This window comes from Candidatus Krumholzibacteriia bacterium, from assembly GCA_030748535.1.
GTDB lineage: Bacteria > Krumholzibacteriota > Krumholzibacteriia > JACNKJ01 > JACNKJ01 > JASMLU01.
Genome location: JASMLU010000001.1, coordinates 456109 through 478238 on the forward strand (window position 1 = coordinate 456109; position 22130 = coordinate 478238).

The 22130-nt window shown below is 56.6% G+C and carries 24 protein-coding genes, 4 tRNA genes and 1 pseudogene; 11 read left to right on the forward strand and 18 right to left on the reverse strand.

The features are described 5' to 3' along the window. The first annotated feature begins 2 nt into the window (after positions 1 to 2). From QGH30_02125 to QGH30_02135, 3 genes are read left to right on the forward strand one after another with little or no spacing between them, the layout of a single operon-like run. Positions 3 to 641 (forward strand): hypothetical protein, encoded by a 639-nt coding sequence (locus QGH30_02125; protein ID MDP7021132.1) that lies wholly within the window; start codon positions 3 to 5, stop codon positions 639 to 641. 11 nt (positions 642 to 652) lie between these two features. Beyond that, entirely contained in the window at positions 653 to 1546 is an 894-nt protein-coding gene (locus tag QGH30_02130; protein MDP7021133.1) for a hypothetical protein, read from the forward strand. A 4-nt stretch (positions 1547 to 1550) separates the two neighbouring features. Then, a complete protein-coding gene (locus QGH30_02135; protein MDP7021134.1) occupies positions 1551 to 2675 on the forward strand; it encodes a DUF4384 domain-containing protein in 1125 nt (374 codons plus the stop codon). Positions 2676 to 2754: 79 nt separating this feature from the next. On the opposite strand, the gene QGH30_02140 is transcribed toward QGH30_02135, so the two are convergent. The 3 genes from QGH30_02140 to QGH30_02150 form a co-directional block, all read right to left on the reverse strand. Continuing rightward, positions 2755 to 4845, reverse strand: coding sequence for a hypothetical protein (locus QGH30_02140; GenBank protein MDP7021135.1), 2091 nt, complete (start codon positions 4843 to 4845; stop codon positions 2755 to 2757). A 149-nt stretch (positions 4846 to 4994) separates the two neighbouring features. Further along, positions 4995 to 5639 (reverse strand): hypothetical protein, encoded by a 645-nt coding sequence (locus QGH30_02145; protein ID MDP7021136.1) that lies wholly within the window; start codon positions 5637 to 5639, stop codon positions 4995 to 4997. A gap of 25 nt (positions 5640 to 5664) precedes the next feature. Continuing rightward, positions 5665 to 6657, reverse strand: coding sequence for a hypothetical protein (locus tag QGH30_02150; protein ID MDP7021137.1), 993 nt, complete (start codon positions 6655 to 6657; stop codon positions 5665 to 5667). Positions 6658 to 6764: 107 nt separating this feature from the next. Here QGH30_02150 and QGH30_02155 point away from each other — a divergent pair, with 107 nt between their 5' ends. From QGH30_02155 to QGH30_02175, 5 genes and pseudogenes are all read left to right on the forward strand, one after another. Next, positions 6765 to 7370 (forward strand): TetR/AcrR family transcriptional regulator, encoded by a 606-nt coding sequence (locus QGH30_02155; GenBank protein ID MDP7021138.1) that lies wholly within the window; start codon positions 6765 to 6767, stop codon positions 7368 to 7370. 157 nt (positions 7371 to 7527) lie between these two features. Next, the gene (locus tag QGH30_02160; GenBank protein ID MDP7021139.1) at positions 7528 to 8640 is read left to right on the forward strand and encodes a hypothetical protein; all 1113 of its coding nucleotides are present in this window, start codon (positions 7528 to 7530) and stop codon (positions 8638 to 8640) included. Beyond that, positions 8633 to 9793, forward strand: a pseudogene (locus tag QGH30_02165) (thiolase domain-containing protein). The gene QGH30_02160 and the pseudogene QGH30_02165 overlap by 8 nt, the downstream one beginning before the upstream one ends. Positions 9794 to 9802: 9 nt before the next feature. Further along, positions 9803 to 10837 (forward strand): zinc ribbon domain-containing protein, encoded by a 1035-nt coding sequence (locus QGH30_02170; GenBank protein ID MDP7021140.1) that lies wholly within the window; start codon positions 9803 to 9805, stop codon positions 10835 to 10837. Positions 10838 to 11032: 195 nt separating this feature from the next. Further along, positions 11033 to 11458, forward strand: a complete 426-nt coding sequence (locus QGH30_02175; GenBank protein MDP7021141.1) for a hypothetical protein — start codon at positions 11033 to 11035, stop codon at positions 11456 to 11458. Positions 11459 to 11591: 133 nt separating this feature from the next. Here QGH30_02175 and QGH30_02180 read toward each other — a convergent pair. The 7 genes from QGH30_02180 to QGH30_02210 form a co-directional block, all read right to left on the reverse strand. Next, positions 11592 to 11665, reverse strand: a tRNA-Arg gene (locus QGH30_02180). Positions 11666 to 11698: 33 nt separating this feature from the next. After that, positions 11699 to 11789: transfer RNA gene (locus QGH30_02185), tRNA-Ser, on the reverse strand. A gap of 11 nt (positions 11790 to 11800) precedes the next feature. Next, a tRNA-Ser gene (locus QGH30_02190) sits at positions 11801 to 11882 on the reverse strand. Between the two features lie 42 nt (positions 11883 to 11924). After that, positions 11925 to 12917, reverse strand: a complete 993-nt coding sequence (locus QGH30_02195) for a hypothetical protein (GenBank protein ID MDP7021142.1) — start codon at positions 12915 to 12917, stop codon at positions 11925 to 11927. Between the two features lie 31 nt (positions 12918 to 12948). After that, positions 12949 to 14037: a tRNA 2-thiouridine(34) synthase MnmA gene (mnmA, locus tag QGH30_02200; protein MDP7021143.1), complete on the reverse strand. Its 1089-nt coding sequence runs from the start codon at positions 14035 to 14037 to the stop codon at positions 12949 to 12951. 4 nt (positions 14038 to 14041) lie between these two features. After that, positions 14042 to 14326: a DUF507 family protein gene (locus QGH30_02205; protein ID MDP7021144.1), complete on the reverse strand. Its 285-nt coding sequence runs from the start codon at positions 14324 to 14326 to the stop codon at positions 14042 to 14044. Continuing rightward, the gene (locus QGH30_02210; protein MDP7021145.1) at positions 14323 to 14604 is read right to left on the reverse strand and encodes a DUF507 family protein; all 282 of its coding nucleotides are present in this window, start codon (positions 14602 to 14604) and stop codon (positions 14323 to 14325) included. The genes QGH30_02205 and QGH30_02210 overlap by 4 nt, the downstream gene beginning before the upstream one ends. Positions 14605 to 14674: 70 nt before the next feature. Between QGH30_02210 and QGH30_02215 the strand changes: the two genes are divergently transcribed. Then, positions 14675 to 16402, forward strand: coding sequence for a ChaN family lipoprotein (locus tag QGH30_02215; GenBank protein MDP7021146.1), 1728 nt, complete (start codon positions 14675 to 14677; stop codon positions 16400 to 16402). 1 nt (position 16403) lies between these two features. Here the strand turns inward: QGH30_02215 and QGH30_02220 are convergent, their stop codons facing one another. From QGH30_02220 to QGH30_02230, 3 genes are read right to left on the reverse strand one after another with little or no spacing between them, the layout of a single operon-like run. Then, the gene (locus tag QGH30_02220) at positions 16404 to 16715 is read right to left on the reverse strand and encodes an MTH1187 family thiamine-binding protein (protein ID MDP7021147.1); all 312 of its coding nucleotides are present in this window, start codon (positions 16713 to 16715) and stop codon (positions 16404 to 16406) included. A gap of 4 nt (positions 16716 to 16719) precedes the next feature. After that, positions 16720 to 17424 carry a zinc metallopeptidase gene (locus tag QGH30_02225; GenBank protein ID MDP7021148.1) on the reverse strand — a complete coding sequence of 235 codons (705 nt, stop codon included), beginning with the start codon at positions 17422 to 17424 and terminating at the stop codon, positions 16720 to 16722. Next, positions 17421 to 17699 carry a hypothetical protein gene (locus tag QGH30_02230; protein ID MDP7021149.1) on the reverse strand — a complete coding sequence of 93 codons (279 nt, stop codon included), beginning with the start codon at positions 17697 to 17699 and terminating at the stop codon, positions 17421 to 17423. The genes QGH30_02225 and QGH30_02230 overlap by 4 nt, the downstream gene beginning before the upstream one ends. A gap of 165 nt (positions 17700 to 17864) precedes the next feature. Here QGH30_02230 and QGH30_02235 point away from each other — a divergent pair, with 165 nt between their 5' ends. Further along, complete coding sequence (locus QGH30_02235) at positions 17865 to 18743, forward strand: hypothetical protein (GenBank protein ID MDP7021150.1); 879 nt, start codon at positions 17865 to 17867, stop codon at positions 18741 to 18743. Here QGH30_02235 and QGH30_02240 read toward each other — a convergent pair. After that, positions 18740 to 18952 carry a hypothetical protein gene (locus QGH30_02240; protein MDP7021151.1) on the reverse strand — a complete coding sequence of 71 codons (213 nt, stop codon included), beginning with the start codon at positions 18950 to 18952 and terminating at the stop codon, positions 18740 to 18742. The genes QGH30_02235 and QGH30_02240 overlap by 4 nt on opposite strands. Before the next feature lie 71 nt (positions 18953 to 19023). Here QGH30_02240 and QGH30_02245 point away from each other — a divergent pair, with 71 nt between their 5' ends. Beyond that, a complete protein-coding gene (locus tag QGH30_02245) occupies positions 19024 to 19515 on the forward strand; it encodes a metallophosphoesterase family protein (GenBank protein ID MDP7021152.1) in 492 nt (163 codons plus the stop codon). A gap of 39 nt (positions 19516 to 19554) precedes the next feature. On the opposite strand, the gene QGH30_02250 is transcribed toward QGH30_02245, so the two are convergent. The 4 genes from QGH30_02250 to QGH30_02265 form a co-directional block, all read right to left on the reverse strand. Beyond that, positions 19555 to 19641, reverse strand: a tRNA-Leu gene (locus QGH30_02250). A gap of 6 nt (positions 19642 to 19647) precedes the next feature. Then, the gene (gene secG, locus QGH30_02255; protein ID MDP7021153.1) at positions 19648 to 20043 is read right to left on the reverse strand and encodes a preprotein translocase subunit SecG; all 396 of its coding nucleotides are present in this window, start codon (positions 20041 to 20043) and stop codon (positions 19648 to 19650) included. Positions 20044 to 20103: 60 nt separating this feature from the next. Then, on the reverse strand, positions 20104 to 20871 hold the full coding sequence (gene tpiA, locus QGH30_02260) for a triose-phosphate isomerase (protein MDP7021154.1): 768 nt from the start codon (positions 20869 to 20871) through the stop codon (positions 20104 to 20106). Next, entirely contained in the window at positions 20861 to 22081 is a 1221-nt protein-coding gene (locus QGH30_02265) for a phosphoglycerate kinase (GenBank protein ID MDP7021155.1), read from the reverse strand. The genes tpiA and QGH30_02265 overlap by 11 nt, the downstream gene beginning before the upstream one ends. Positions 22082 to 22130 lie beyond the last annotated feature (49 nt).

Below are 22130 nucleotides of genomic sequence, written 5' to 3' on the forward strand. Positions count from 1 at the left end.
TAATGAGTACTATCAAGCAAGCTGGCATTCTTCTTTGTCTCGGACTCGCCCTGCTTTCCGCATCTGATGCAAGCGCCCTCAAGGCCGAAAAGCGTGCGAAAGTGCGAAAACAAATCGAGAAAGTCCGGACCTGGGAAATGACCCGCGATCTGGAACTCAGCGAAGGGCAGGCCCGTTCTCTTTTTCCGGTTCGCGATCAGTATCGCACTGAAGAGCGGGAGTTCAAGGAAGAGCGGAAGAGAATCGAGGAAGAACTCGACAGCCTGGTCACTCTTCGACAGGATCCCGCCAGCGAAAAGGAAATCCTGCACAGACTGGAGCGGCTCAAGCTTCTGGACCGCCAGAAAAGCACCCGTAGAGTGGAGTATCAGCAGAAACTGGGTCGTATTCTGGACACGAGGCAGCAGGCCCGATATGAGCTGTTTGAAAAGAAGTTCGATCGACGCCTGCGGAAGATGATTCAGGATGTCCGTAAGGAGAGCGTAAGGAAGCCCCATCGCATTTCGCAGGACTCCCTGCGAAACAGAAAACCTGCAGATAGCAAGGACAGGAAGAAACCGTCAAAGACCATCAGGAAGAATGAAAAGAAGAAAAAGAAATCTTCCGATGAAAGTACTCGTCGCAAATCAAGGGGATCATGAGAGGAGTCGATATGCTACGCATTGCAAAAATCCTGGGCACTCTGGCCCTGACCATTCCGGCCATCCTGGGCACAGGATGTCTGGAGACACCCTGCGGAGGGGATTGTGAGCCTCCGGCACCCAGCGGGGTCTACTCCATTACCGGTGATGGATATGTAGAAATCCTCTGGGATGATCTGCACATCGCGAATCTCGATTACTATCGGGTCTACTGGTCCTATAATGAAACCGGCTTTTACGAGTATCTCGGCTCCAGCGATGATCCCTGGTTCCTGGATACCGATGTCAGCAACGGCGTCACCTATTACTATGCGGTCTCTGCCGTGAGTACAGAGGGCTATGAAAGCGAACTCAGTTATGAGACCGTTTTCGACACACCACGCCCGGCCGGGGAAGATCTCGTGGTCTGGGACACGGACGAGGAGTCAGGAGTCGATTTCTCCGGCTACTATCAAGACATGATCACCGCATGGGACGATATCGATGCGGACATGTACCTCTACTGGTACGATGGGCAGTACTGGATGGCCAGCACGGATCGCGATCTCTATGGAACAGACATCCAGTACGCAGGCTATGTCGAGTCTCTTGATGAAATCGACTGGGCTCCCGATGGTGGCTGGACTGAGGACGAAGCCGATAATGTCGTCCTCCACGAAGACCATGCCTACCTTGTATGGACCTGGGACAATCACTTTGCTGCTTTCTGGGTGCGGGAAATCGGACTGAACCATGTCATTCTTGACTGGGTCTATCAACTTGACGAAGGAAACCCCGAATTGCTCATCATGGGTACGGAAACTGGCAGCTTACCCCGCATCGGTAAAGCGCCCCGCAATCCGGACATGCCCCCCGTGAAACCTGCCCAGCGCTCTTCCCGTCCCATCCTGAGTGAAATGAGGTGAGGAAATGAAACGCACATTCATCACACTCCTCCTTTCCATGGTTCCTGTTCTCGGAGCCCTGGCGATTGAGGAAGTCTACGAGTATCCGGAAGGCCGGCTTCAGGCCAGCGTCTGGCTCGATGAGGAGAACGGAGCAGTCCACCAGCCCGGAGAAACCGTGGAAATTTACTTCCGTGCGACCGAAGACTGCTATGTCGCCGTCTATGACATCGACACCGATGGTTTCCTGAGCCTGCTCTACCCTCGCTCCGGGCACTCCGGGCGCGTTCTGGGCGAACACATCTATTCCATTCCCGATGAGAGAGACGACTATGAACTGATCATCGACGGGGAAAAGGGAATCGAATATGTAGTAGCCATTGCATCGCCCTATCCCCTGAACTTCGACGCTCTTTACGAGAATGCCGATTTGGCCGATGGCACCCTGCAGGCAGGGAGAGTGACCGGGGCCCCGCACCTTGCCATTTTCGAACTGAACAATGAACTCACCTGGGGTCGTGCCGAAGAGGCCGACGGTTACTCCTCAGACATTGCCTGGTTCTATGTTCGCGATGAAGTTCCCTACCCGCGCTATGTAGTCTACTCCGTGTATCCAGACAGGATCTGGGACCCCTACTGGGATCCCTACTGCGTTCACTTTGACTACCGTTGGGACCACAACTGGTGTCGTCCCTGGTGGTGGCACCGTGGCTACACGCCCTCTTATCACTACTGGTACTACAGTGGCGGCGTTCAGGTCACCTGGCACTACAAGTACCATCACTCATCGGGAAACTCCCACTGGAAGCGATACAAGGCAAAGCGAACTGCCACCCGCTGGCGCAACAAGGCCGTGCGAAGCAAGCAGGTTCGCAGCAATCGCAAACACTGGAGTCCCAAGTCCGTGAGGAAGGCAACTCCCGTCAAGTCTCCCCCTTCAAAGGTGGCTCGCAGCAAGGACCAGAGACGAAGCCCGGCCCCGGGGAAAGTCGCCCGAAAGACGGAAAGCAAACAGGCACAGAAACCGGCAAAGGTGACGAAAGAGAAGGTAAAGGAAGAGAAGGAATCCCGGAAGAAGTCAGAGACCAAGTCCCGGAAATCCAGGAAGTCCGACTCCAAAAAGCCGACAAAGAAGAACAAGAAAGAATAGGTACTATCGAATGAAAAGCCCCCTTCTTCTGAAGAAGGGGGCTTTCTCTATGCATAGAGGATAAGCTCCGTTGAAAAGGCTAGCGCAACTTCACCAGCCTGCGGGTCTCTCCCTTGAGGCAGGCCCAGTAAGTTCCACTGGCAAAACTCGCAGGGAGTAGCCAGGTCCCGCTTTCCCCTTCGATTCTCTGCGTGGCAACACGCCGTCCCCGCAAATCATAGACACGAATCAAAGATCCGCGCTCTGCCCGACTCCAGAAGAGCCGAGGAGAAGCAGAAGGGCTGTCCCTGGTCTGAAAGACAAGGCTGCCCGGGGAGGGCGGGCTTGATGTGGAACTTCGCAGACCACGAAAGAGTGCCAGGGAGCGAGGCGGCAGAGTAACAAAAAACTCATCGCTGCTTCCGAGGCTCTGGGTACTAAGGAACAGGGGACTCGCCGGATCACTGGAAACAGGCGTGTAGAGATCCATCGTCAGATCCACCTGACTCCCGTTCATGCGAAGAGTACAGGGCTCGCTTACCGCCTCCGAAGAATTGATGAGCAGGAAGGCGAGATTCTCTTCGTCCACCGACGAGAGTGCCAGCACCCGGGGGAGATTCAGGGAGTCGACCGGAACTCCTCCGATCACCGGTGTTTCCATCTCACAATCAACATCCACCGGCATGACATGTCCCGAGAGAGCCTGATGCGCCAGTTTGAATCCGAGACCCCTCATGGTAAGTGCGGAATGCCCAGTCACAGGATCATAGTGGAACATCATGAGATAGCCGCCAAAGTGGCAGGTTGAAAAGTGCCAGGAACCCAGGAAGTCCTCCTGATTCTCCAAGCTTGAAACTCCCCCCTGATACAGCGCGGTAAAGGCCGCAGCACCGGGTCCATAGAGGGCATTCGACTGTTCGTTGAGTGTCGCGTTCCACTCGGTAATCACCCAATTCGGGTCATATCCCAGAGCCGTCTGCACCGAATCCGCCTGGAACTGGTAGAAGTCCCAACTTTCTTTCGCCTTGTGCTCTGCAAGGGAACAGATGAAGGCCATATTCTCACTCCCCACATCATCGGTCGGCTGGATCCTTCCATACCAGTGATGAATCTGAAAATCGAAGCTGCTGAAGAGCTCATGCATTTCCTGTTCGTCCAGTTCAGAAGCAGGAAGCGGATAGCAAAAACCGACGGGAACCTGATCCAGCCCCAGGCTGAGGAGTCGATCGGTCATTGCATTCGCCATTGCAATTGCGCCGTCATGATTGATGGTTTTGTAATCGACCACCAGCTTGATGCCCGGCTCCGGTTGGTAGCCATAGCTCAGGCCATCGCCGATCAGGATGCCGGTACTGTCTGGCTTCACTTCAAAGAAACGTTCGCCGAGCGGGGCGGATAGAATGTCGCTGGTTTCAAACCAGGGTGTCACCGAAATCGGCATCCCTTGTGAATCCAGTTCCACTTCATAGACGCTGACGCTGTCGGGTTCGAGAGGGGGAAATCTCAACAATAGATCCGTGTCCTCGCTAGGCCAGGCTCCAAAGAAATCGGGAAGAAGGGGATCGCGAAGAGGATCTCCTCCAAGGGGCCTTCGCCAGTGATCCCCTCCGAAGTAGTACTCCCGACTGTCCTCTGCCGTCCAACTGTACTCCAGTTCCCAGTCGCCGGCGATCTCATTGCCGATTTCAAAGGCTCTTACTGAAATGGGGCCCGGCTCAATACCATTGGCAATCAGCGCATCGTCACGCATGACCCCCAGGCCGACACCCGAAGGCGCAAGGAAGAACTCCGCGAAGTCGGCAGCATCGGTGGCGCTTCCGGTTCCAAAGCGATAGACCAGCGTCGCATCCAGTTCATCCCCGGATTTCTCCTTCAACTCACGAAGAACTCGTATGAAGCGAAGGGCGTTGAGCCCCTCGCTCCCCAGGTACTCGTCGAAAAACATCCCGTGATTCCAGAGATTGTAGGCATTGGCCCGGCTCCCGGAGGGCCAGCGAAGGGAGGTCATTCCTAATTCAACGAGTTGATCCTGCAGGTCACTTTCCAGCCAGGCATCCCTTGGGCTTCGATATCCAGCGATGCCCCCCCAAGATAATGAAGAGATCTCCTGACAGGGATTGGAGGGGTAGAAATCGAGTTCAGCAGCGAGTAGAGACAGAGGAAATACAAGTAAGGCAATAGCAATCTTCATTGGATTCTCCTTTCTCTCCATCCACTGCAATTGACGAACCTGAGCCAAAGGCACTGCAGAATCCCCGTATTCCCGGGTTTTGCTTGCCTATATTCTACCATGTCGTCTTGTTTTGTGCGAAATGGGTCGATTGGAAAATCGTTATTCCACTAGCCACGATCCCTGTTTCCCAGAGCCTCCGCCACCTTGCCCAGGCGATCTTCCAGGCTCTGGACCCGACGATCAAGGTCTCCCCGGCTCTCCTCTTTGAATTCCTCCGCTGCCCCGGCACTCTTTCCAAGGCGAACGAAACGGACGTAACCGAGAACCAGTGTGATCACAAGGGCGAAGGTCAGAACCCAGAATCGGGAAACTGAACTGTCCGTCGCAATGACCCAGCCGATTCCATAGAGCATGGAAAAGAGGCCCCCGAGAAGCAAGCCATTGCTGATCACGGGGAGTTGATCTGCACGAATCAGGGAGATCATCATGGTCAGTGTAGCAAAGATGATGAGGATGATGCTCGTGCTTCTGCCCCAGGGTTCCAGTGCGTCTTTCGCTGCATCTCGTAGCTTGTTGCGTTCGGCCACGATCGTGGAAATCTCCTGCAGGTCCTCCTCCGTCAGACGCTCCGGTGACCGGTGATCCCGAATGCCCTGTTCTTGCTGCGTCAACTCGCGAATCTCCTTCTCATGCTGCTCAGGCGGAGGATAGTAGGTGTAGACCCCCACGCCTACGAAGGCGGTAAGCATCAGTCCGAGGAAGAGAGAGAAGATCGTTTTCAGTCCTGTATTGTTTCTGCTGGCTCCCTGCATGGCAGGCCTCCCGGGTTTTGTGGTACTAAAAGTGCGCATTGATCAGTGGAAGCAGTCTCAGACCACGGGGGTTGTTGCCCACATAGTTGATCAAGCCGATCTGCACGCCTTTCAAATTCGCTGAGTAATTCACCAGGCCCATTTGGAGGCCGGTGAAACTCTCATTGGCAAGCTTGAAATGGAGAAAGTCCTCCAGATCGATTCGGTCGATGTAGAGCCCGTTCATGGCGCCAAACATCACTCCCTTGACTTCGGGGGCAAAGGCAAGCAGTCCTCCGATGGCAACTCCGCGAATGCGTTCACTGGCCCCGAGACCCAGGCCTGCCAGGAGAAGGCCGTCGAGTCTCTCCCCTCCAATTCCTCCCAGGGTAGCGAAAATGCCCTTCCCATCATCACTGACAGCTGCCAAGCCTCCGAGGGCTATTCCCCGAAGCTTCGAGGAGTAGACTCCGCCGCCCGCTATGGCCAGTCCTTTCAGGCTTTTCTCTCCACCAGCGAAGAGACCGGCCGACGCAACTCCCCGCACCTGCTTTGCCATTGCAATGCCGAAGCTTCCCATGATGCCGTCCATTTGCTCTCCGCTCAGGGTCCATCCTCCGCTCAGATTGATGCCCCGAAATCGTTCCTTCACATCCACCATGATGAGTCCCGCAGCAATGCCCGTCATTTCCCGGGCACCCACGCCGAGGGCTCCCGTGGCAATTCCACGAATGTGATCCCGTGCACTGACGCCAATGCCGCTGAAGGCAAACCCGTTGATCTCGCGAGACTGGGTGCCAATCAGACCGAGAGTAAGGCCATTGTAGACCGCATCAGGATTCTTGCCGGGGTTCCAGAGACTGCAAGTGACTCCATCGATCTGCTCTACCCCATCGTCGATGACATTGAGCCGGACCCCTGTAAAGCGCTTCGAGTTTCCAAAGCTCAGGCCATTTCCCTTGTATGCAATGTCCAGCGAGCTCGCCTCTGCGGCCGCGGCAAGAATCAGGAACAGACTGAGTGTGATCGCTGATTTCATGTTTCATCCCGCTTTCTATCAGAGCGTTCTCACAAGCCCCGATGTTGACTGTGTCAACTTTACCTCTTTGTGTTGACATTGTCAACATTCTTTTCTATAATTCTCCCATGAGCCACAAAAAAGCACGCTACCACCATGGCGAACTGAGAGAGGCACTCCTTTCAGAAGCCGCTGCCATGATTGCAGACAAGGGCGTAGACAGCCTTACCATGCGGGCCATCAGTGCCCGTCTCGGTGTTTCAAGAGCTGCCCCCTATCGCCATTTCCCCAGCAAGTCCGCACTCCTGGTGGCCGTCGCATCCCATGGTTTTGCGAGGCTTGAGAAAAGGCTCCAGGCCGTTCAAGCCGCTAGCAAGCGAGCAAGTGTCGAGCGTTTTCGTCGCATGGGGGAGGAATATGTGCGTTTCGCTCTGGAGAACCCGGCTCACTATCGCCTGATGTACGGCAAAGAGGCTCTCAGTCGCCAGGATCGACCGGAACTCCGCGAAGCCGCCAATGCGATCTTTGACCAACTGGTCGAGATCATCCGAGTCCATCAGGCAAGCGGGAAAATCCGAAAGCAGGATCCCCGAATGCAGGCCTTTGTCGCCTGGAGCACCGTACACGGACTGGCCATGCTGGTGATCGAAGAGCAGATCCTGGGAATCGTGGATGTGGATCGACTGATCCGCCAAACCACAGCCACCATGCTGGAAGGAATGCGCAGGAAATAGGTCCCGAAGACTGGCTCCGCCTGCAAGTCTAATCCGCTCTAGCGCAAGAATTTCCCAATGTCGTGGCCCCAAAAGAAGAGCTTCAAGCTGCGTTGACTTGTGCAAGCGACTTCCCTATGATCGCTCCGATTTTATAAACCACAACGAAGGAGTAAAAATGGGTGTTGTCGTCATGGGCGTCGGCATCTGCGGAACCTTCCCCGCCTCCGGAGGGCTGTCCTATCGCGAGATGATCGCAAAGGCAGCAACAATGGCCTACGAGGATGCGGGCGTGAAGGCAGAGCAGATTGACGGTGCGGTCTCCTGCGAAGAGGACTTTATTTCGGGTTACTCCATTGCAGATGAGTATGTACCCGATCAGCTTGGCATGGTTCGCAAGCCGGTATATACGGTGGGTGGAGATTTCCTTCAGGGAATCGCATCGGCTGTCATGCAGATTCAGACCGGACAGTTCAAGACTCTCGTTGTGGAGAGCTACAGCAAGGCTTCCAACATCCTGACCAAGGACGAGATCCTTCACTTTGCGCTCGACCCGGCCTTCAACCGCTTTGGAGTTTCCCCCCACTATCTGGCTGGTATCGAGATGCAGCAGTTCCTCGAAAGCTCGGCCTACAGTGAGGAAGATGTGGCAGAAATTGCGGCCTATAACCGCAGTCGCGCGATCGGCAACCCACTCGCCTGTTATTCCTCCGATGTGGAAGCAGACGACATTCTTGGCAGCCGGCTCATCTCTTCCCCGGTCACCGAACTCATGATCGCTCGCCCGGCAGACGCTGCGGTGGTCGTGGTCCTCGGCGCAGAGGAAGCGGCGCTGGAGTGCCCGCAAAGTCCGGTCTTTATCTCCGGAACCGGCTGGGCCTCCGGCAACTCGATTATCGAGCGGCGCGCTCATGACAATTCTGATGGCACAGAACTGGCCGCCCGCATGGCCTATGAAGAGGCCGGCATCAGCGTTCCCGAGCAGGAACTTGATCTGGCCTATGTGAGCGACCTTTACGCACATCGGCAACTCATGCATCTGGACGCGCTGGGCATCTCCAGCAACTTCCTGCCGCAGGTCAATCCCGATGGCGGCAGTCAGGCCATGGGCGATCTCTATGAAGCAAACGGTGGCGCCCGCTTCTACGATGCCGTGAAACAGCTTCGCGGGCAGGCAGGTTCGCATCAGGTTCAGGATGCAAAGACGGCACTCTTGCATGGATGGAGAGGAATACCAACGGACACCTGCTCGGTAGTTGTCCTGGACGCGGAGGGAGGCAACAATGAGTAATCGAGTCGCCGTAATCGGTGCCGGCATGACGAAGTTTGTCCGCCGCGCCCAGGAATCCCCCGGTGAGTTGGCCGCTCAGGCCGTGGAAATGGCTCTGGACGATGCCGGACTTACGATCAATGACATCGATGCTGTCTGCCTCGGCACGGCCCCGGATGCCTTCGATGGCGTTCACCTGAACGCAGAACATCTGATCGCTGGCGCAGGCGGAACTCACAAGCCTTACATGCGTCACTATGTTGGCGGAGGCACCGGCATCTTCAGCCCCATTCACGGCTGGATGCATGTAGCGTCGGGCAAGTTCAAGAATGTTCTCGTGGTCACCGAAGAAAAGATGAGCCCAACGCATCCGCATCCTGCGGGAGCCTTCATCACGATCTTTGATCACACGACGGAACAGCCGCTGGACCTGACACTCATCCACATCTTTGGAATCGAGATGGCCAGGTTCATGCACGTGTATGGTTACAGCGAGCGCGATCTTGCGGAGATCAGTGTGCTCTGCAAGGGCAATGCTCTCCATCATCCTGCGGCACAGGTGGCCGAGAAGATCACGGTACAGGATGTTCTCGATTCTCCTGTTCTCAGTTGGCCGGTGAAGCGTCGCGACATCAGTCCCACCAGTGACGGCGCCTGTGCGATCGTCATGACGAACGAGCGCGTTGCTCGCACTCATTCGAAGGCTCCGGTCTTCATTGATGGCGTGGGCTTCCGTCTCGACACGGCCTATTGGCCCACCCGCGACCTGGCCTACCCGAATTATGTGGCCATGGCGGCACTCGATGCCTACAAGATGGCCGGCATTACCAAGCCCGAAGATGAGATCGACATCTATGAGCCCTACGACCCCTTCAACTACAAGGCCCTTCATCACATGAATGGTCTTCTGATGGACAAGTCGGGACGCAAGGTGCGCGAACTCTTTGACGCAGGCGCTTTCACGAAGGAGGGAAGCCATCCCATCTGCCCCTCGGGCGGAGCTTTGGGCGTAGGCAACCCGATCGCAGCTACCGGTCTCATGAAGATCGCCGAGCTCTATTTCCAGCTCAGCGGACAGGCAGGCAAACGGCAGGTCTCCAGAAGCGCCCATCGGGGCGTGGCCCAGGCCTGGGGAGACCTGATGCAGGTGGGAACCGTGGTGGTCATGAGTTCGGAAGGCGCCATGCCGGTGGAAGCCAGCAAGTGGGCGAAGAAAACGAGCAAGGATCTGCCGGGAACACCTCTGAAGAAGGTGGAGCAGGTTCCTCACTTCTCCTATCAGCCGGATTTCCGCTACGCTTGGGACAACGGTTTCGCACTGACCACCTATCTGGATGGTCTCAAGCGTGGAAAGCTGACGGCCTCCCAGTGCAATGACTGCGGACGCATGATGGTTCCGCCGCGAAGCTTCTGCGAGCTCTGCAACCTGCATCCCGTCAGTGAGTATTACGAGATTCAGGACAGCGGAACGGTCATGACCTATACGCTCTCCCATGTTAACTGGGATTCTTCTCCCTTGCCCAAGGGAGAGGTGAAGATTTTCGCGGTCATCGAGATTGACGGAGCGAGCAAGGACATGGGCATCGTACACTGGCTGAAGGACGTGAAGCCGAAGGATGTGGAGATCGGCATGCGTGTAAAGGCAGAGTGGAAACCGGAGAAGGATCGGGAAGGAACGATTCTCGACATCAAGTACTTCCGTCCCCTGAAATCCGGGGAACGCACGAGCCGGGCCGTGAAGCAGATCAAGCCGGTGGAGCTGGACGCAATGAGTGCAAAGGCTTTCCCGGGGCAGATCCCCCTGAATTATGTCTACACGGCGGGTCTTGGCGGAACACGCTTCTACCAGGATCTGGCCAAGGGCAAGCTCAGCGGAACCTACTGCTCACACTGTGATGCGATTCATGTTCCCGCGAGTGCTTTCTGCGAGACAGGGATGATCGAACTGGATGTTCAGAAGAATGCCCGGGTCGTCAATCCGAAGTCCGGAATCCTGCGCTCCTTCACCGAAGTGTATGAGGATCGCAGCGGACACCCGCTCAAGAAGCCGGCCATCGTTGCACAGGTCTTCTTTCCGGGAACCGTGGGGAGCCTCTTCGGGCTTCTGGAACTTGGCAAGGGAGAGACTGCGGAGCTCGGAACTGCTGTGGAGCTTATGAAGAGCAGCAAGGTCGGACCCGAGCACATCAAGTTCAAGCTCAAGGGTCGTAAGAAGTAGGCGAGCTCTTCCCTTTGTCTCGCAAGAGATGCGCCCTCTCTCCTTGTCGAGAGAGGGCGTTTCATGATATACACTCAAAGAAGCGAAGAGAAATCGGTAAAGAAATAGAGATTAATCGCCAACTCGACAAAGAACTCAAAAGCAAGCTCTAGGATGTAAGATAGTGTTTATCATCATCGCAGACACGGAGGGACAATGAATCACTATCTGGTTCTAGCTCTTATTGCCAATGTCTTCGCAGCAGTTATCGCGGCTGTGGTTGCAGACAAAAAGGGATACTCTGCCGAACTCTGGCTTATCCTCGGTCTGATCTTCGGACTTCTCGGCCTATTTGCGATTGCTGTGATGCCGGCCGGGAAAAAGAGAGTCAGAATAGCCTTCTCTGATAGTGACGAAGGAAACTACCGGCAGTGCCCCTTATGCAAGGAGTTGGTTCTCCGGGAAGCGGCTCGATGTAAACACTGTCAAAGCGACCTTGAGCCTCTTTCCCCTTTTCAAAGAGTGGAGGATCCTCATGGGGATAGACATTCAGAGACTAAGGGCTCCTCAAGGGATGATTGGGTAGTTATTGCAATTATCGTCGGAGTGCTGTTTCTCGTCTGGCTTGCCTACGGTCGCTAGATGGCGAAGGTCGCACGCATTCGCGGGAAGTGGGACCGGATAAAGCTTGGCACAATTTCGGCACTTCAAACCGTCTCCTCAAATTGCGAGAAAGGAAAGCCCCGCAATTCCTTGCGGAGCTTCGTCTTGCAGGTACGCCCAGGAGGAGTCGAACCCCCAACCTTCTGATCCGTAGTCAGACGCTCTATCCAATTGAGCTATGGGCGCATTCTCATTCCGCGGAGCCAATCCCGCGGCAGGCGGAGAGGCAGGGATTCGAACCCTGGGTGAGCTTTTTAAACCCACACTCGCTTAGCAGGCGAGCACCTTCAGCCAACTCGGTCACCTCTCCGAGGTGAAAGGCGGAGGACGAGGGACTCGAACCCCCAAGGGCAAAGCCCGACGGTTTTCAAGACCGTTGCCTTACCAGTTAGGCTAGTCCTCCGAAGCGGGGATCTTAGCCCATGCCTTGTCGGCGCGCAATATATCAAGCTCCCTTCTCCCTGTCAATCCAGCGGGAATCATAGTCCTGCGGATCATAATCCCCCTTCCCTCGTCGAATACGACGCGACTTCCTGGCCGCGGCAAGCAGGAAGAGCAGCAGCCCCAAAGAGACCCATCCCGCTCCCAGAAGGGTGCCACCCCATCGGTAGGCGGGCAGAATCTCCTGGTCGAAATAGGCCTCAAAGCTGCGGCCCCGAAGGTCGTAATGTCTCTGGAGCGAGGGAAAGAAGTCCTCTCCTGCTTTCAGCGAGGAAAGAAAATCCGACCAGGAAGATGGATCCTCCATCAGGTAGCGCAAAGCGGCCTGGCTTTCTGCATAGGCCAGCGTGGCCCGAGGCCCGGAGGACGGAAAACTGCGGCGAAGATCGGAAAGAGGAATGCCCCTGCCCAGGATTGCCGTGCGGGCAAGAAGGCCGACCTTCTGCACATCCCACTCGACAGCAAAGACCTGTGCCCAGCCTTCATGAAACCACCGGGGGAGGCGAGGATGTTGCAATTCCCGGTCGATGAGAATATGCGCCATCTCATGTCGCAGGATCTGTCGCCGCCGCTCCAGACGCAAAAACCGGTCCTTGTCGAGGAGGATGCTCTCTCCCCTTTCCAGAATCAGGGCAGCCGCCCACTCGGGATTGCGCCCGCCGGCCAGCTTCGAAAAGGACTCCCGGTCCGGGGCAAGGATGACCCGAATTGCCTGCTTGTTAGAAACCGTCCCCCAGTCCGCCAGAGCCCTTTCCAGTTCGGACTGGATCTCAACTGCCAAAAGTGAGTCGGCCGGCTCGCAGCGAATCTGGATCTCCGCCCCAGCAAAGGCGGGCTGGAAACCCGCAAGAAACAAGAAAAGCAAGAAGCTCTTCCAGCCCTTTCTCCAGACACTCGCCCCGGGGCAGGCCAGAAATCGCTTGCTGAACAGGGATTTCCAAGCTCTGGCCTTCAGAAGATCTCCTCCATTGTGGGTATTCCAGAACCATCTGGGCAAATTGACACTTCTTCTTCGAGAACGCATGAAGTCAGGGCATTGAGCTTTCGATGATCCCGTGACCGGCCACGCGGTCCCCATCATAGAGAACCAAACTCTGACCGGGAGCAACGGCGGAAACCGGCTCTTCAAACTTCACCCTTAGCCAGCCATCCTCGAATTCCACACTCTCCAGCCTCTGGGCTTCGCTCCGGTAGCGTACTCTGCCACGGAGACCGGAACCGGGACGGAACCAGGCCGAAGAGGCCCGAAGCTCCCTGCAGAGGAGATCGGACTCCTCGCCGAGAGTGATCCGCCCTGTCTCGGCATCCATGTGACGGACATAGAGAGGGCGGCCTGCAGCCACGCCCAGACCATGTCGCTGACCGATGGTAAAGAGCTCCATACCGGGATGCTCTCCCAGTACATTTCCCTCAGGCCCGATGATCTCTCCGGGGTGCAGGGCACCAAACTGCCGGAGGTAGTCGGCCAGACTGCTCCCCCCCAGAAAACAGATGTCCTGACTCTCCTTCTTCCCGGCCACATGCAGGCCCGCAGCCCTTGCCAGGGAACGCACCTCGGTCTTCTGCATTGCACCCAGGGGGAAAACGACCAGGGGGTAGAACTCCGGAGCCAGGCCGGCCAAGAAGTAGCTCTGGTCCTTTCCAGAATCCAGACCACAGGCCATCTGCCAGGGATCTCCCGGAAGAATCCGCGCATAGTGCCCCGTGGCTACGAGATCGAAACCTCCCCAGAGAGCTTCCTCCATCAGACGGGGAAACCGCACCTCGGTATTGCAACGCACACAGGGGTTCGGAGTGCGGGCTTTCGAGTACTCGTCCTGGAAATTGTCGATCACCGCCAGCTCAAAGCGCTCGGTTTCGTCGATCACCCGGTGTTCAATGTTCAGGGTGTCGCAAACCCGGCGAGCATCCCGGACAGATTCCACAGAACAGCAACTCCTCTCGGGGAGAACTGTCTCCTCCCCGAAGCAGTAGTTCCGGAATGTGGTCCCTGTAACTTCTGCACCGGCTTCGAGCAAAAGGTGAGCCGCAAGGGAAGAATCCACTCCCCCGCTCAAGGCAAGGAGTACCTTCTTCCCGGCAACCCGGGAACTGAGATTCGGTGTCGAGTTGTTCACGGGTTTAGCGGATCACATATCCGCGACTTGTGGCCAGTTCGTCCTTGGCCTTGTCGAGAAGGATCTCCCACTCACTGCTCCCATGGGGAATCTTGCGGGAATAGCTTTCCACCCGCTTCACGGCCTCTTCATTGATCAGATCCTCGATCTCCAGATCCTTCGTGATCCAGATTTCAATGAGATCCTCGAAGACTCGCTCGGTCACGGTGATGTCGACAAACTCATCGTCAAGAAGACGATTGCAAATGCGACGGGCCAGGATCTCGATTCTTTCCTCATTGAGTCTCATATCGTGTAGCCCCTTTTCCTGGCAAACTCGCTCTTGAGCTTGCGGCGAAGGACATTGCGATCCATGTCACCGCTGTTGATCTGTCGCTCATACTGTTCGAGAACCAAATCCACTTCATCGTCGATCTCGTCCTCGATCTTCAGTTCCTCGGTGATCTCCCAGGCAATCGCACGAAAGACATCATCCTCATCACCCGTGAGGAAAATACCATCGTGTTCCCGCAATTTCCGCAGGAGCTTCTCGGAGAGGTAATCAATCTTCTTTGGGGAAAGTCTCATGGTTCCTCCTGAGAGAAAACTAGAGCCGGCATTCGCTTCTGTAAAGGGCATTCTGTGGCGCGTTTTTCGCATGGACAAGACCGGCAAGGACTATCCAGAGGAAGGACGGGAAGGCATGAGGAAGCCTTGGTACGGGGAAGACAGGCCCGGGAGCTTCGAGAACTGGCTGAACCTGCAGGAAGAACTGCAGGAAGGGCTGGAACTTTCCCTGCGTGCCCGTCTGGGCGACGAATCCGAGCTTCTTCGAAGCTACCGCCGGGAATATCTGGAGGATCTGCCTCGCTGGACCGGCCAGGTGCTGCGCCCCCGTGACCTTCTGGAGAGACTCTCCCGGGCAAATCTCGTCCTTCTGGGCGACTACCACAGCCTGGTCCAGAGCCAGAGGTCTGCTCTTCGCCTGCTCCGGCGCATGGTTCAACAGGGACTTCGGCCCTCTCTCGGCCTGGAGATGTTTCCCATTTCCCTGCAATCCGAACTGGATGCCTTTCTCTCTCACAAGCTCGACGAAGAGGAACTCCTTCACCTCTTTCGCGAGCACTGGGATTTCCTCTGGAGTCCGGTGCGAGCCCTCCTTCTCTATGCCCGCTACCATCGCCTCCACATACTTGCCCTCAACAGCGATCCCTCAAGTGCTTCTTCCCCGCTTCTGGAGCGGGACCACAATGCGGCCAGGGTCATCTCAAAGCACCGTCCCGGAAGGCAAGAAGGCCCCCTTCTGGTCCTCTTCGGCGACTTCCACCTGGCCAGCAATCACCTTCCTGCAGCACTTCGGGAATCAGGCTACCGGGGCAAGATCCTCCGCATCTTCCAGAATCCGGAGGGACATTACTGGCAGTCCCTGCGCCAACTCGGGGAAAGTCCGGAAATCCTGGAACTGGAAAATGGGGACCTGAGCCTGCAAAGTGCCACCCCGATTGTGAAGCTCCAGAGTTACCACTACTGGCTGACTCTTCGGGAACTGGATCTGGATACGGTGCATCTCACCCCTCCGAGTGAGTCCGGAGAATTGCTCCCGGACCTCAGCCAGGAAGTAGACCACCTGCTGCATATGATCGCGAAACTGCTTCGCATTCCTGTGCTTGAAGAGAGTCAGGCTGCGATCTTCTGGATGGGCGAAGAGAACTTCGCCAAAGAAGTCTCCGAGCAGGGACACTGGACCGAAGCAGAGACCAGGAAGGTCGCCAGCGGTCTGGCCTTCGGGATTGGAACCTATCTCCTGGAGAAAAATGTCGGCATCCTTGCAGAACTCAGCCAGAACCGGATGGCCGAAATGGCGTCCCGAATCCTGCACGCTCGCTGTTCCCGCATTCACTCCCGCCCCCGCGGACTCAGTGATGACTTTTACCTGAGAGTAATTGAGAATGCCCTGATCTTCCTGGGCAGCAAGATTCTCAACCCGCTTCGAAAGTACCGGGATCTTGCCTCCCTGCGGAAACTCCTGCGGGAGAGCGACCGCGAGGAAAGGGACTGGCGAAAGCGTGCGGAACAGTGCCTGGACTATCTGGAAGCAGAGGAGCGTTACCTGAAAGACGGGGATGTCGAGCACTTCCCGGGCCGCCTCTACCGGCTCGATGCTGCAGGGCATCTGGCACTTACCCGCTCCGTGGGGAAACACCTCGGGGGACGGCTCTATGAAGCCCTCATGGATGGCAAGATCGACCGGATGAGCATCCGGGAACTCTTCTTTGAGAACTTTCCCCTCGAAGGAAGTCCCACCCGAAGTTACCTGGGTCTTCTGGACCTTCTCGGCGCAGCCGAGGGCAATGAGTTCTTCGCCGGAAACATCGAAACGCTCTAGGCTACTTCTTCAACTCCCGACCGAGTGTCTTCTCAACGGACTCCATCTTTCCTGAAAGCCGGCCACTGCGCCCCTTGTGGTCATCGATCTTGATCAGGGTCGAGATCCTAAGATTGTCTTCTCGCATCCGGGCATGACAGCGACCGATCAGATCCATGACCTCATCCCATTCGCCTTCTACCGTGGTACCCATGGGGCCGAAACGGTATTCCAGTCCGCTCTTGTCTACGATATCCAGAATGCCGGCGACCGCCTCGCTGAGGTGATCCCCCCCCGTTCCCGTCGGTGCGATGGTGAAAAACGCCAGCATCATCCTCCTAGTTGCGGGCTCCCCGCAGTATGATCAAGCGAAGCAGGTGCATGACGGATACAGCGGCGGCCGCCACATAGGTCATGGCTGCGGCTCCCAGCACTTTTTTCGCACCCGCGCTTTCATCACTCGCAAGGATGCCCTTGTCGCTCAACATCGCCATGGCCCGGCGACTCGCATCAAACTCCACGGGAAGGGTCACCAGATGGAAAATCACCGCAAGGCTGAAAAACCAGATCCCCAGATCCATCAGAATACGAAAACTCGGAAAGATGAAACCGACAAAGAAGAGAGGGAAAGCAAGGCCGCTCCCCAATCCCACGGCGGGGGCAATAGAACTTCGAAGGGCCAGGGGCAGCCACTCGCTCTTGTGCTGAAGTGCATGTCCGGTCTCATGAGCCGCAATGGCCAGAGCCGCCAGACTTCTTCCCTGATGGACTCCCGGGCTGAGGTTGACAGTCCGGTTTCGTGGATCGTAGTGATCATCAAGCTTGCCCTGTGTTGCATTCACCACAACCGAGGACAGGCCCTCGTCGGAAAGCAGTCGTCGGGCGACTTCTTCCCCGCTCATGCCACAACGAGCCGGAACCTGGCTGAATCGCGCATAGTTGCTCTTCACCCGTGCCTGGGCCCAAAGTGCGAGAGCCATGGCCGGAAGCAGGAGGATGAAAGTAGGGTCCCAGAAGAGGGGAAAAAACAGGGCGAAACTCATGAATCACTTCCTTGGTTCATTGGGTTCTCTTCTTCATTGGAAAGGTCCTCCTTCAGCTTGTCCAGAATCTCCCGAACCTGATCCTCGTCCCCGGGAAAAACCATCAGGCGAAAGGAGCCTGTTGACATATTCAGGGCCGTTCCAAAAGGACCGATCCCGATGGGTTCAATTAGAAAGTTCAAGCCCAGTTCCTCCAGCACACTCCGAAGAAATGAAACCTCCACCGGATCGTCCAGAACAGCAACTTTCACCAGTTTTCTGTCTTCAGTATCCATGAATACCTCCCCCTGAGGATTATGGCGATCCATGAGCTCCTGCGCCAGTATTTCCGCAAAATGTACAGGAAACGCAGAGCCAAGCGGGCATTGACAAGAGGGTCAATGTCTCCTAGTTTTCACAAGTTCCCGCCCTGTTGGCGAAATCCCGGAGGCTCCCCTAGCATGCTCAAGCGCTTCACCCTGATCTCCCTTCTCCTCCTGTCCGCACTTCCGGCCTCCGGAGTGACGGTTCTTCTGGGCAACCATCATGTCAGCTTCGACATCGTGGGAGCGACTCGCTATTTCGAGTTTGCCGACTTCGAAGAGTGGCAGTTCCCGATTCAGGATCTCAACTGGGGAATAACGGGGCTGGATCTCAATCCTCTGGTGGACCCCAACCAACTTGACCTGAATCTTCCCGCCGACAGTCCGAAGCAGAACCGCAACCGGATCAGATTGAGTTTTCAGGGAAATCTGGACATCGGTCTCCGAGTCCGTTCAGCCATCAGCCCCCGTTGGGGAGTCGAAGGCTATTTCAATTACACTCCGGCGGATCTTGTCATCAACTTCAACGGGAGCAACCTGGCTGCTGCAAACTTCAACCGCTACTCCGGTGCCACAAATCCTCTGGATCCAGAGGTCTATCTGAACTGGATCTACGGGGACTTCCCCACCTACCACATTACCCGGTTCGGAGCCAACATGGACTATGTCTGGCTTCGCTCCAATGACAATGTCTTCAACTTCTATGTGAATGCGGGTGCAGGAATCGTCTCCTACTTCCGCACGGGCGATCTGATCGTCCCCACGGACTACAACCTTCCCGGAGAGCCAGAGCTTCCCGTTCCCACAGCTCCGGAAAATGTGACCTGGTATCTCCCGAACGACAGTTTCCCGAGCGTGAATCTGGGTACGGGGGGAATCTTCTTCCTGCATCGCTACTTCGGTCTGAACTGGAATCTTCGGGCGAGCTACACCAGCTTCGAGTTCAAGCGCCTGAACTTCGATCCTGAGAACCACTGGATCTTCAGCGCAAGCATCGGCTACTCGATCCGAATCTAGGCTGAGACGCGGTACTTGCCGTCAATCAGGCGAATCTTGTCGAAGACCTTCCGGATCTCTTCCTGCAGTGCCTTTGCCTCCGCATCATTCATTCCTTCTTCTCCAGATGAGACCGGACGCCAGAACTGGCGGTATTTTCGGTCCAGCAAACTACGCAATTCCGTTTCCAGAGCTTCCAGTTCCGGATTCCTGTCTTGTGAATCTGTCATGCGTCTCCTCCTGCTTGACGACCTCTGGAAAATAGAACATCCTCTTCCGCCTTTCCACCCCAAGGATTCTGATGAAGATTGCTGTCATCTCCGATACTCACGGCAAGATGCCGTCTGTCCTGATGGACCGCCTAGAGGGCGCCTCCCTGATTCTCCATCTTGGAGATCTGGGACCGACCGCCCTTCTCTCCCTCTTATCCTCAGTGGCCCCCACTCTGGCCGTTCAGGGCAACAACGACCCGCCCGGGCTGCCAGAACTGCCCGAGAGGAGAAACCGGAGGGAAGGCCCGATCAAGATCCGCATGCGCCACCTTCCCTGGAGCGAACAGGAAATGCGGGGACTCGGCGAGCCGACTCTCTTTCTTCACGGCCACCTTCACTATCCGGTGCTGGAATCGATCCCCCGGGGAAGGCTCCTCTGCCCGGGGGCCGTTCAGGGAGCCAGACGGGGATCTCCCCCTTCTCTGGCCTGGATTGATTTGCAGGAAGATCGGGTCTTGCTGAGAATCCGGGAACTTGAAAGCTCGAAACTGATTCAGGAAGAAGAGTGGATTCTGCCATAGAAAAAGCCCCATCCGCTTTCGCGAACAGGGTTCTTTCGATGGTGCCCGGGACGAGAGTCGAACTCGTACGGACTTTCGTCCACTGCCCCCTCAAGACAGCGTGTCTACCAATTCCACCACCCGGGCGAAGCCCTATTCGGACTCCGTTTCACTGGCCCCACCCGCGGGAGGAGAGGCTTCTTCCTGGGGCGCAACCGTATCGAGTTCGTCAAGAATCGAGGCGCCCTCTTCCACTTCAAAATTGTTGATCGCGCCGGATTTCTGCTGTTTTGCAACGATTCCCTCTGTCGGCTCGGTGGTCCGGGCAGAAAGAATGGACAGAATCAGGGACAGGCCAATAAAGCTAAAGGCCAGGTACCAGGTCATCCTGCTCAAGAAGTTGCCGGCGCTGCGTCCCCCGAGCAAGGCGGCATCACTGGAGCCGCCGAAGGCACCCGCAAGGCCGCCTCCCTTGCTTGACTGCATCAGAACGACGATCACGAGCACTAGGCTCACGAGAATAAAGATTGTCAGTAGGATCAGATACATCACATTCTCCTGAAAGCGGTTGATCCGGAAGAGGCAAGTTATCAAAGGGCTTGCGGACTGTCAAGACACTGAGAATGGCGGGATGAGGGCAAGAAAACTCTCTGCCTCCAGACTCGCGCCCCCGACCAGGGCGCCATCCACATCCTCCAAAGCCAGAAGCTCCCGAACATTGTCGGGCTTGACGCTGCCGCCATAGAGAATCCTCATGCCCGAAGCGATGGAATCCCCATGTTTCGAGCAAATCCTTTCGCGCATTGCCCGATGGACCTCCTGCGCCTGATCCGGGGTCGCGGTAAGACCCGTACCGATCGCCCAAACCGGTTCGTAGGCCAGGACGACCTTCGAAAGCCTATCTTCCGGCATCCCCTGCAAGACTCCCTCCGTCTGCCCGAGAACAATCTCGAGCGTCCGGCCTGACTCCCTTTCTTCCCGGGTTTCGCCTACACAGAGAATGGGAAGCAGCCCCGAGTCGAAAGCGGCGGCGGCCTTTCGGGCGACGCCCACATCGCTTTCATGGAAGTACTGCCTGCGCTCGGAATGGCCGAGAATGACCCAGTCTGCCCCGGCTTCCCGGAGAAGAGGCGCGGAGATCTCTCCCGTGAAGGCACCTTCGGGAGCTTCATGCAGGTTCTGACCTGCCACACCGATGCCGGAAGCCGTCAGCAGTTCGGCGACGGCCGGCAGACTGACAAAGGGAGGGGCCACGAGAAGGTCTGCCTCTGTCTTGCGTCCTTCCATGCCGTCCTGAATGCCCTTGACCAGGTCGCGGGATGCCCGGGGACCGAGATTCATTTTCCAGTTCCCGGCAATCAGGATTCTACGGCTCATGGGTCACGCCTTTCGCCTCGGTCAGAGCCTCCACACCGGGCAGGTCTCTTCCCTCTACCAGTTCCAGACTCGCGCCGCCACCCGTGGAAATGTGGCTCAGGCTCTCTCCGAGACCCAGTTGCTTGACGGCGGCCACCGAGTCCCCTCCGCCGACCACCGTGCGGGCTCCCTTGCCCGTAGCCTCGGCAAGTGCTCGCGCCATTGACAAAGTACCCTGGGCAAAGGGTTTCAGTTCAAAGACACCCATGGGACCGTTCCAGAAAACGGTTTTCGCCTGAGAAAGTCGGCCCGAATACAACTCGCAGGTGTCCGGCCCGATATCCAGTCCCATCCATCCTTCCGGCAAGTCCGTGGGAAGAACGGTGCGGATTTCTGCATCCGCCGACATGTTGGGGGCAATCAGGAGATCCACGGGAAGCAGGATTTCCTTGTTCATTTCCCGGGACTTCTCGATCAGGGAGCGTGCTGCATCGAACAGTTCCTCGTCCACGATGCTATTGCCCACACCCAGCCCCATGGCCTTGAAAAAGGTGAAGGCCATGCCGCCGCCGATCAGGATGCTGTCGACATGCTCGAGGAGGTTTTTGATGACGGGAATCTTGCCCGAAATCTTGGCTCCTCCAAGCAGGGCGACGCAGGGGCGCAGAGGCTCGTCAAATAGCCCGCCCAGATACTCCAGTTCTTTTTCCATGAGAAAACCGGCGGCCGCAGTTTCCATTTTCCGAGCCACACCCTCGGTCGATGCATGGGCGCGATGGGCCGTGCCAAAGGCATCGTTTACATAGATGTCAGCCAGCGAGGCCAGTTGCTCGGCAAAGGCCTCCTCATTGTCGGTCTCTTCGGCATGGAAGCGCAGATTCTCCAATAGCAGAATCTCACCCTCCCCCATTTCCGAAATCATCGACTCGACCTCTTCTCCCAGGCAATCCCGCGCAAATCGGACCGGCGCGTCCACCAGTTTTGCCAGGCGGTCGGCGACCGGGGAAAGGCTCATCTCAAAAACGACTTTTCCCTTGGGACGCCCCAGATGGCTGGCAAGGATGAGTCGGGCACCGTTGTCGATCAGGTGTTGAATGGAGGGCAGGGCCGCACGGATGCGGGTGTCATCCGTCACCTCCTGCCGGTCATTGAGCGGCACATTGAAGTCCGTTCGCATAAAGACAGTTTTGCCGGCGGTATCCAGATCCCGGATGCTGAGCTTGGAAAACATGCTCCCCCCCCACACGAAGGTTCGAGGCTTGGAAATGCGTTCAATTCAA

Excerpts from the sequence above, each read along its gene's own strand:
- QGH30_02125 (MDP7021132.1), top strand. The coding sequence starts at position 3 with ATGAGTACTATCAAGCAAGCTGGCATTCTTCTTTGTCTCGGACTCGCC.
- QGH30_02130 (MDP7021133.1), top strand. The coding sequence starts at position 653 with ATGCTACGCATTGCAAAAATCCTGGGCACTCTGGCCCTGACCATTCCG.
- QGH30_02135 (MDP7021134.1), top strand. The coding sequence starts at position 1,551 with ATGAAACGCACATTCATCACACTCCTCCTTTCCATGGTTCCTGTTCTC.
- QGH30_02140 (MDP7021135.1), bottom strand. The coding sequence starts at position 4,845 with ATGAAGATTGCTATTGCCTTACTTGTATTTCCTCTGTCTCTACTCGCT.
- QGH30_02145 (MDP7021136.1), bottom strand. The coding sequence starts at position 5,639 with ATGCAGGGAGCCAGCAGAAACAATACAGGACTGAAAACGATCTTCTCT.
- QGH30_02150 (MDP7021137.1), bottom strand. The coding sequence starts at position 6,657 with ATGAAATCAGCGATCACACTCAGTCTGTTCCTGATTCTTGCCGCGGCC.
- QGH30_02155 (MDP7021138.1), top strand. The coding sequence starts at position 6,765 with ATGAGCCACAAAAAAGCACGCTACCACCATGGCGAACTGAGAGAGGCA.
- QGH30_02160 (MDP7021139.1), top strand. The coding sequence starts at position 7,528 with ATGGGTGTTGTCGTCATGGGCGTCGGCATCTGCGGAACCTTCCCCGCC.
- QGH30_02170 (MDP7021140.1), top strand. The coding sequence starts at position 9,803 with ATGCCGGTGGAAGCCAGCAAGTGGGCGAAGAAAACGAGCAAGGATCTG.
- QGH30_02175 (MDP7021141.1), top strand. The coding sequence starts at position 11,033 with ATGAATCACTATCTGGTTCTAGCTCTTATTGCCAATGTCTTCGCAGCA.
- QGH30_02205 (MDP7021144.1), bottom strand. The coding sequence starts at position 14,326 with ATGAGACTCAATGAGGAAAGAATCGAGATCCTGGCCCGTCGCATTTGC.
- QGH30_02210 (MDP7021145.1), bottom strand. The coding sequence starts at position 14,604 with ATGAGACTTTCCCCAAAGAAGATTGATTACCTCTCCGAGAAGCTCCTG.
- QGH30_02215 (MDP7021146.1), top strand. The coding sequence starts at position 14,675 with ATGGACAAGACCGGCAAGGACTATCCAGAGGAAGGACGGGAAGGCATG.
- QGH30_02220 (MDP7021147.1), bottom strand. The coding sequence starts at position 16,715 with ATGATGCTGGCGTTTTTCACCATCGCACCGACGGGAACGGGGGGGGAT.
- QGH30_02225 (MDP7021148.1), bottom strand. The coding sequence starts at position 17,424 with ATGAGTTTCGCCCTGTTTTTTCCCCTCTTCTGGGACCCTACTTTCATC.
- QGH30_02230 (MDP7021149.1), bottom strand. The coding sequence starts at position 17,699 with ATGGATACTGAAGACAGAAAACTGGTGAAAGTTGCTGTTCTGGACGAT.
- QGH30_02235 (MDP7021150.1), top strand. The coding sequence starts at position 17,865 with ATGCTCAAGCGCTTCACCCTGATCTCCCTTCTCCTCCTGTCCGCACTT.
- QGH30_02240 (MDP7021151.1), bottom strand. The coding sequence starts at position 18,952 with ATGACAGATTCACAAGACAGGAATCCGGAACTGGAAGCTCTGGAAACG.
- QGH30_02245 (MDP7021152.1), top strand. The coding sequence starts at position 19,024 with ATGAAGATTGCTGTCATCTCCGATACTCACGGCAAGATGCCGTCTGTC.
- secG (MDP7021153.1), bottom strand. The coding sequence starts at position 20,043 with ATGTATCTGATCCTACTGACAATCTTTATTCTCGTGAGCCTAGTGCTC.
- tpiA (MDP7021154.1), bottom strand. The coding sequence starts at position 20,871 with ATGAGCCGTAGAATCCTGATTGCCGGGAACTGGAAAATGAATCTCGGT.
- QGH30_02265 (MDP7021155.1), bottom strand. The coding sequence starts at position 22,081 with ATGTTTTCCAAGCTCAGCATCCGGGATCTGGATACCGCCGGCAAAACT.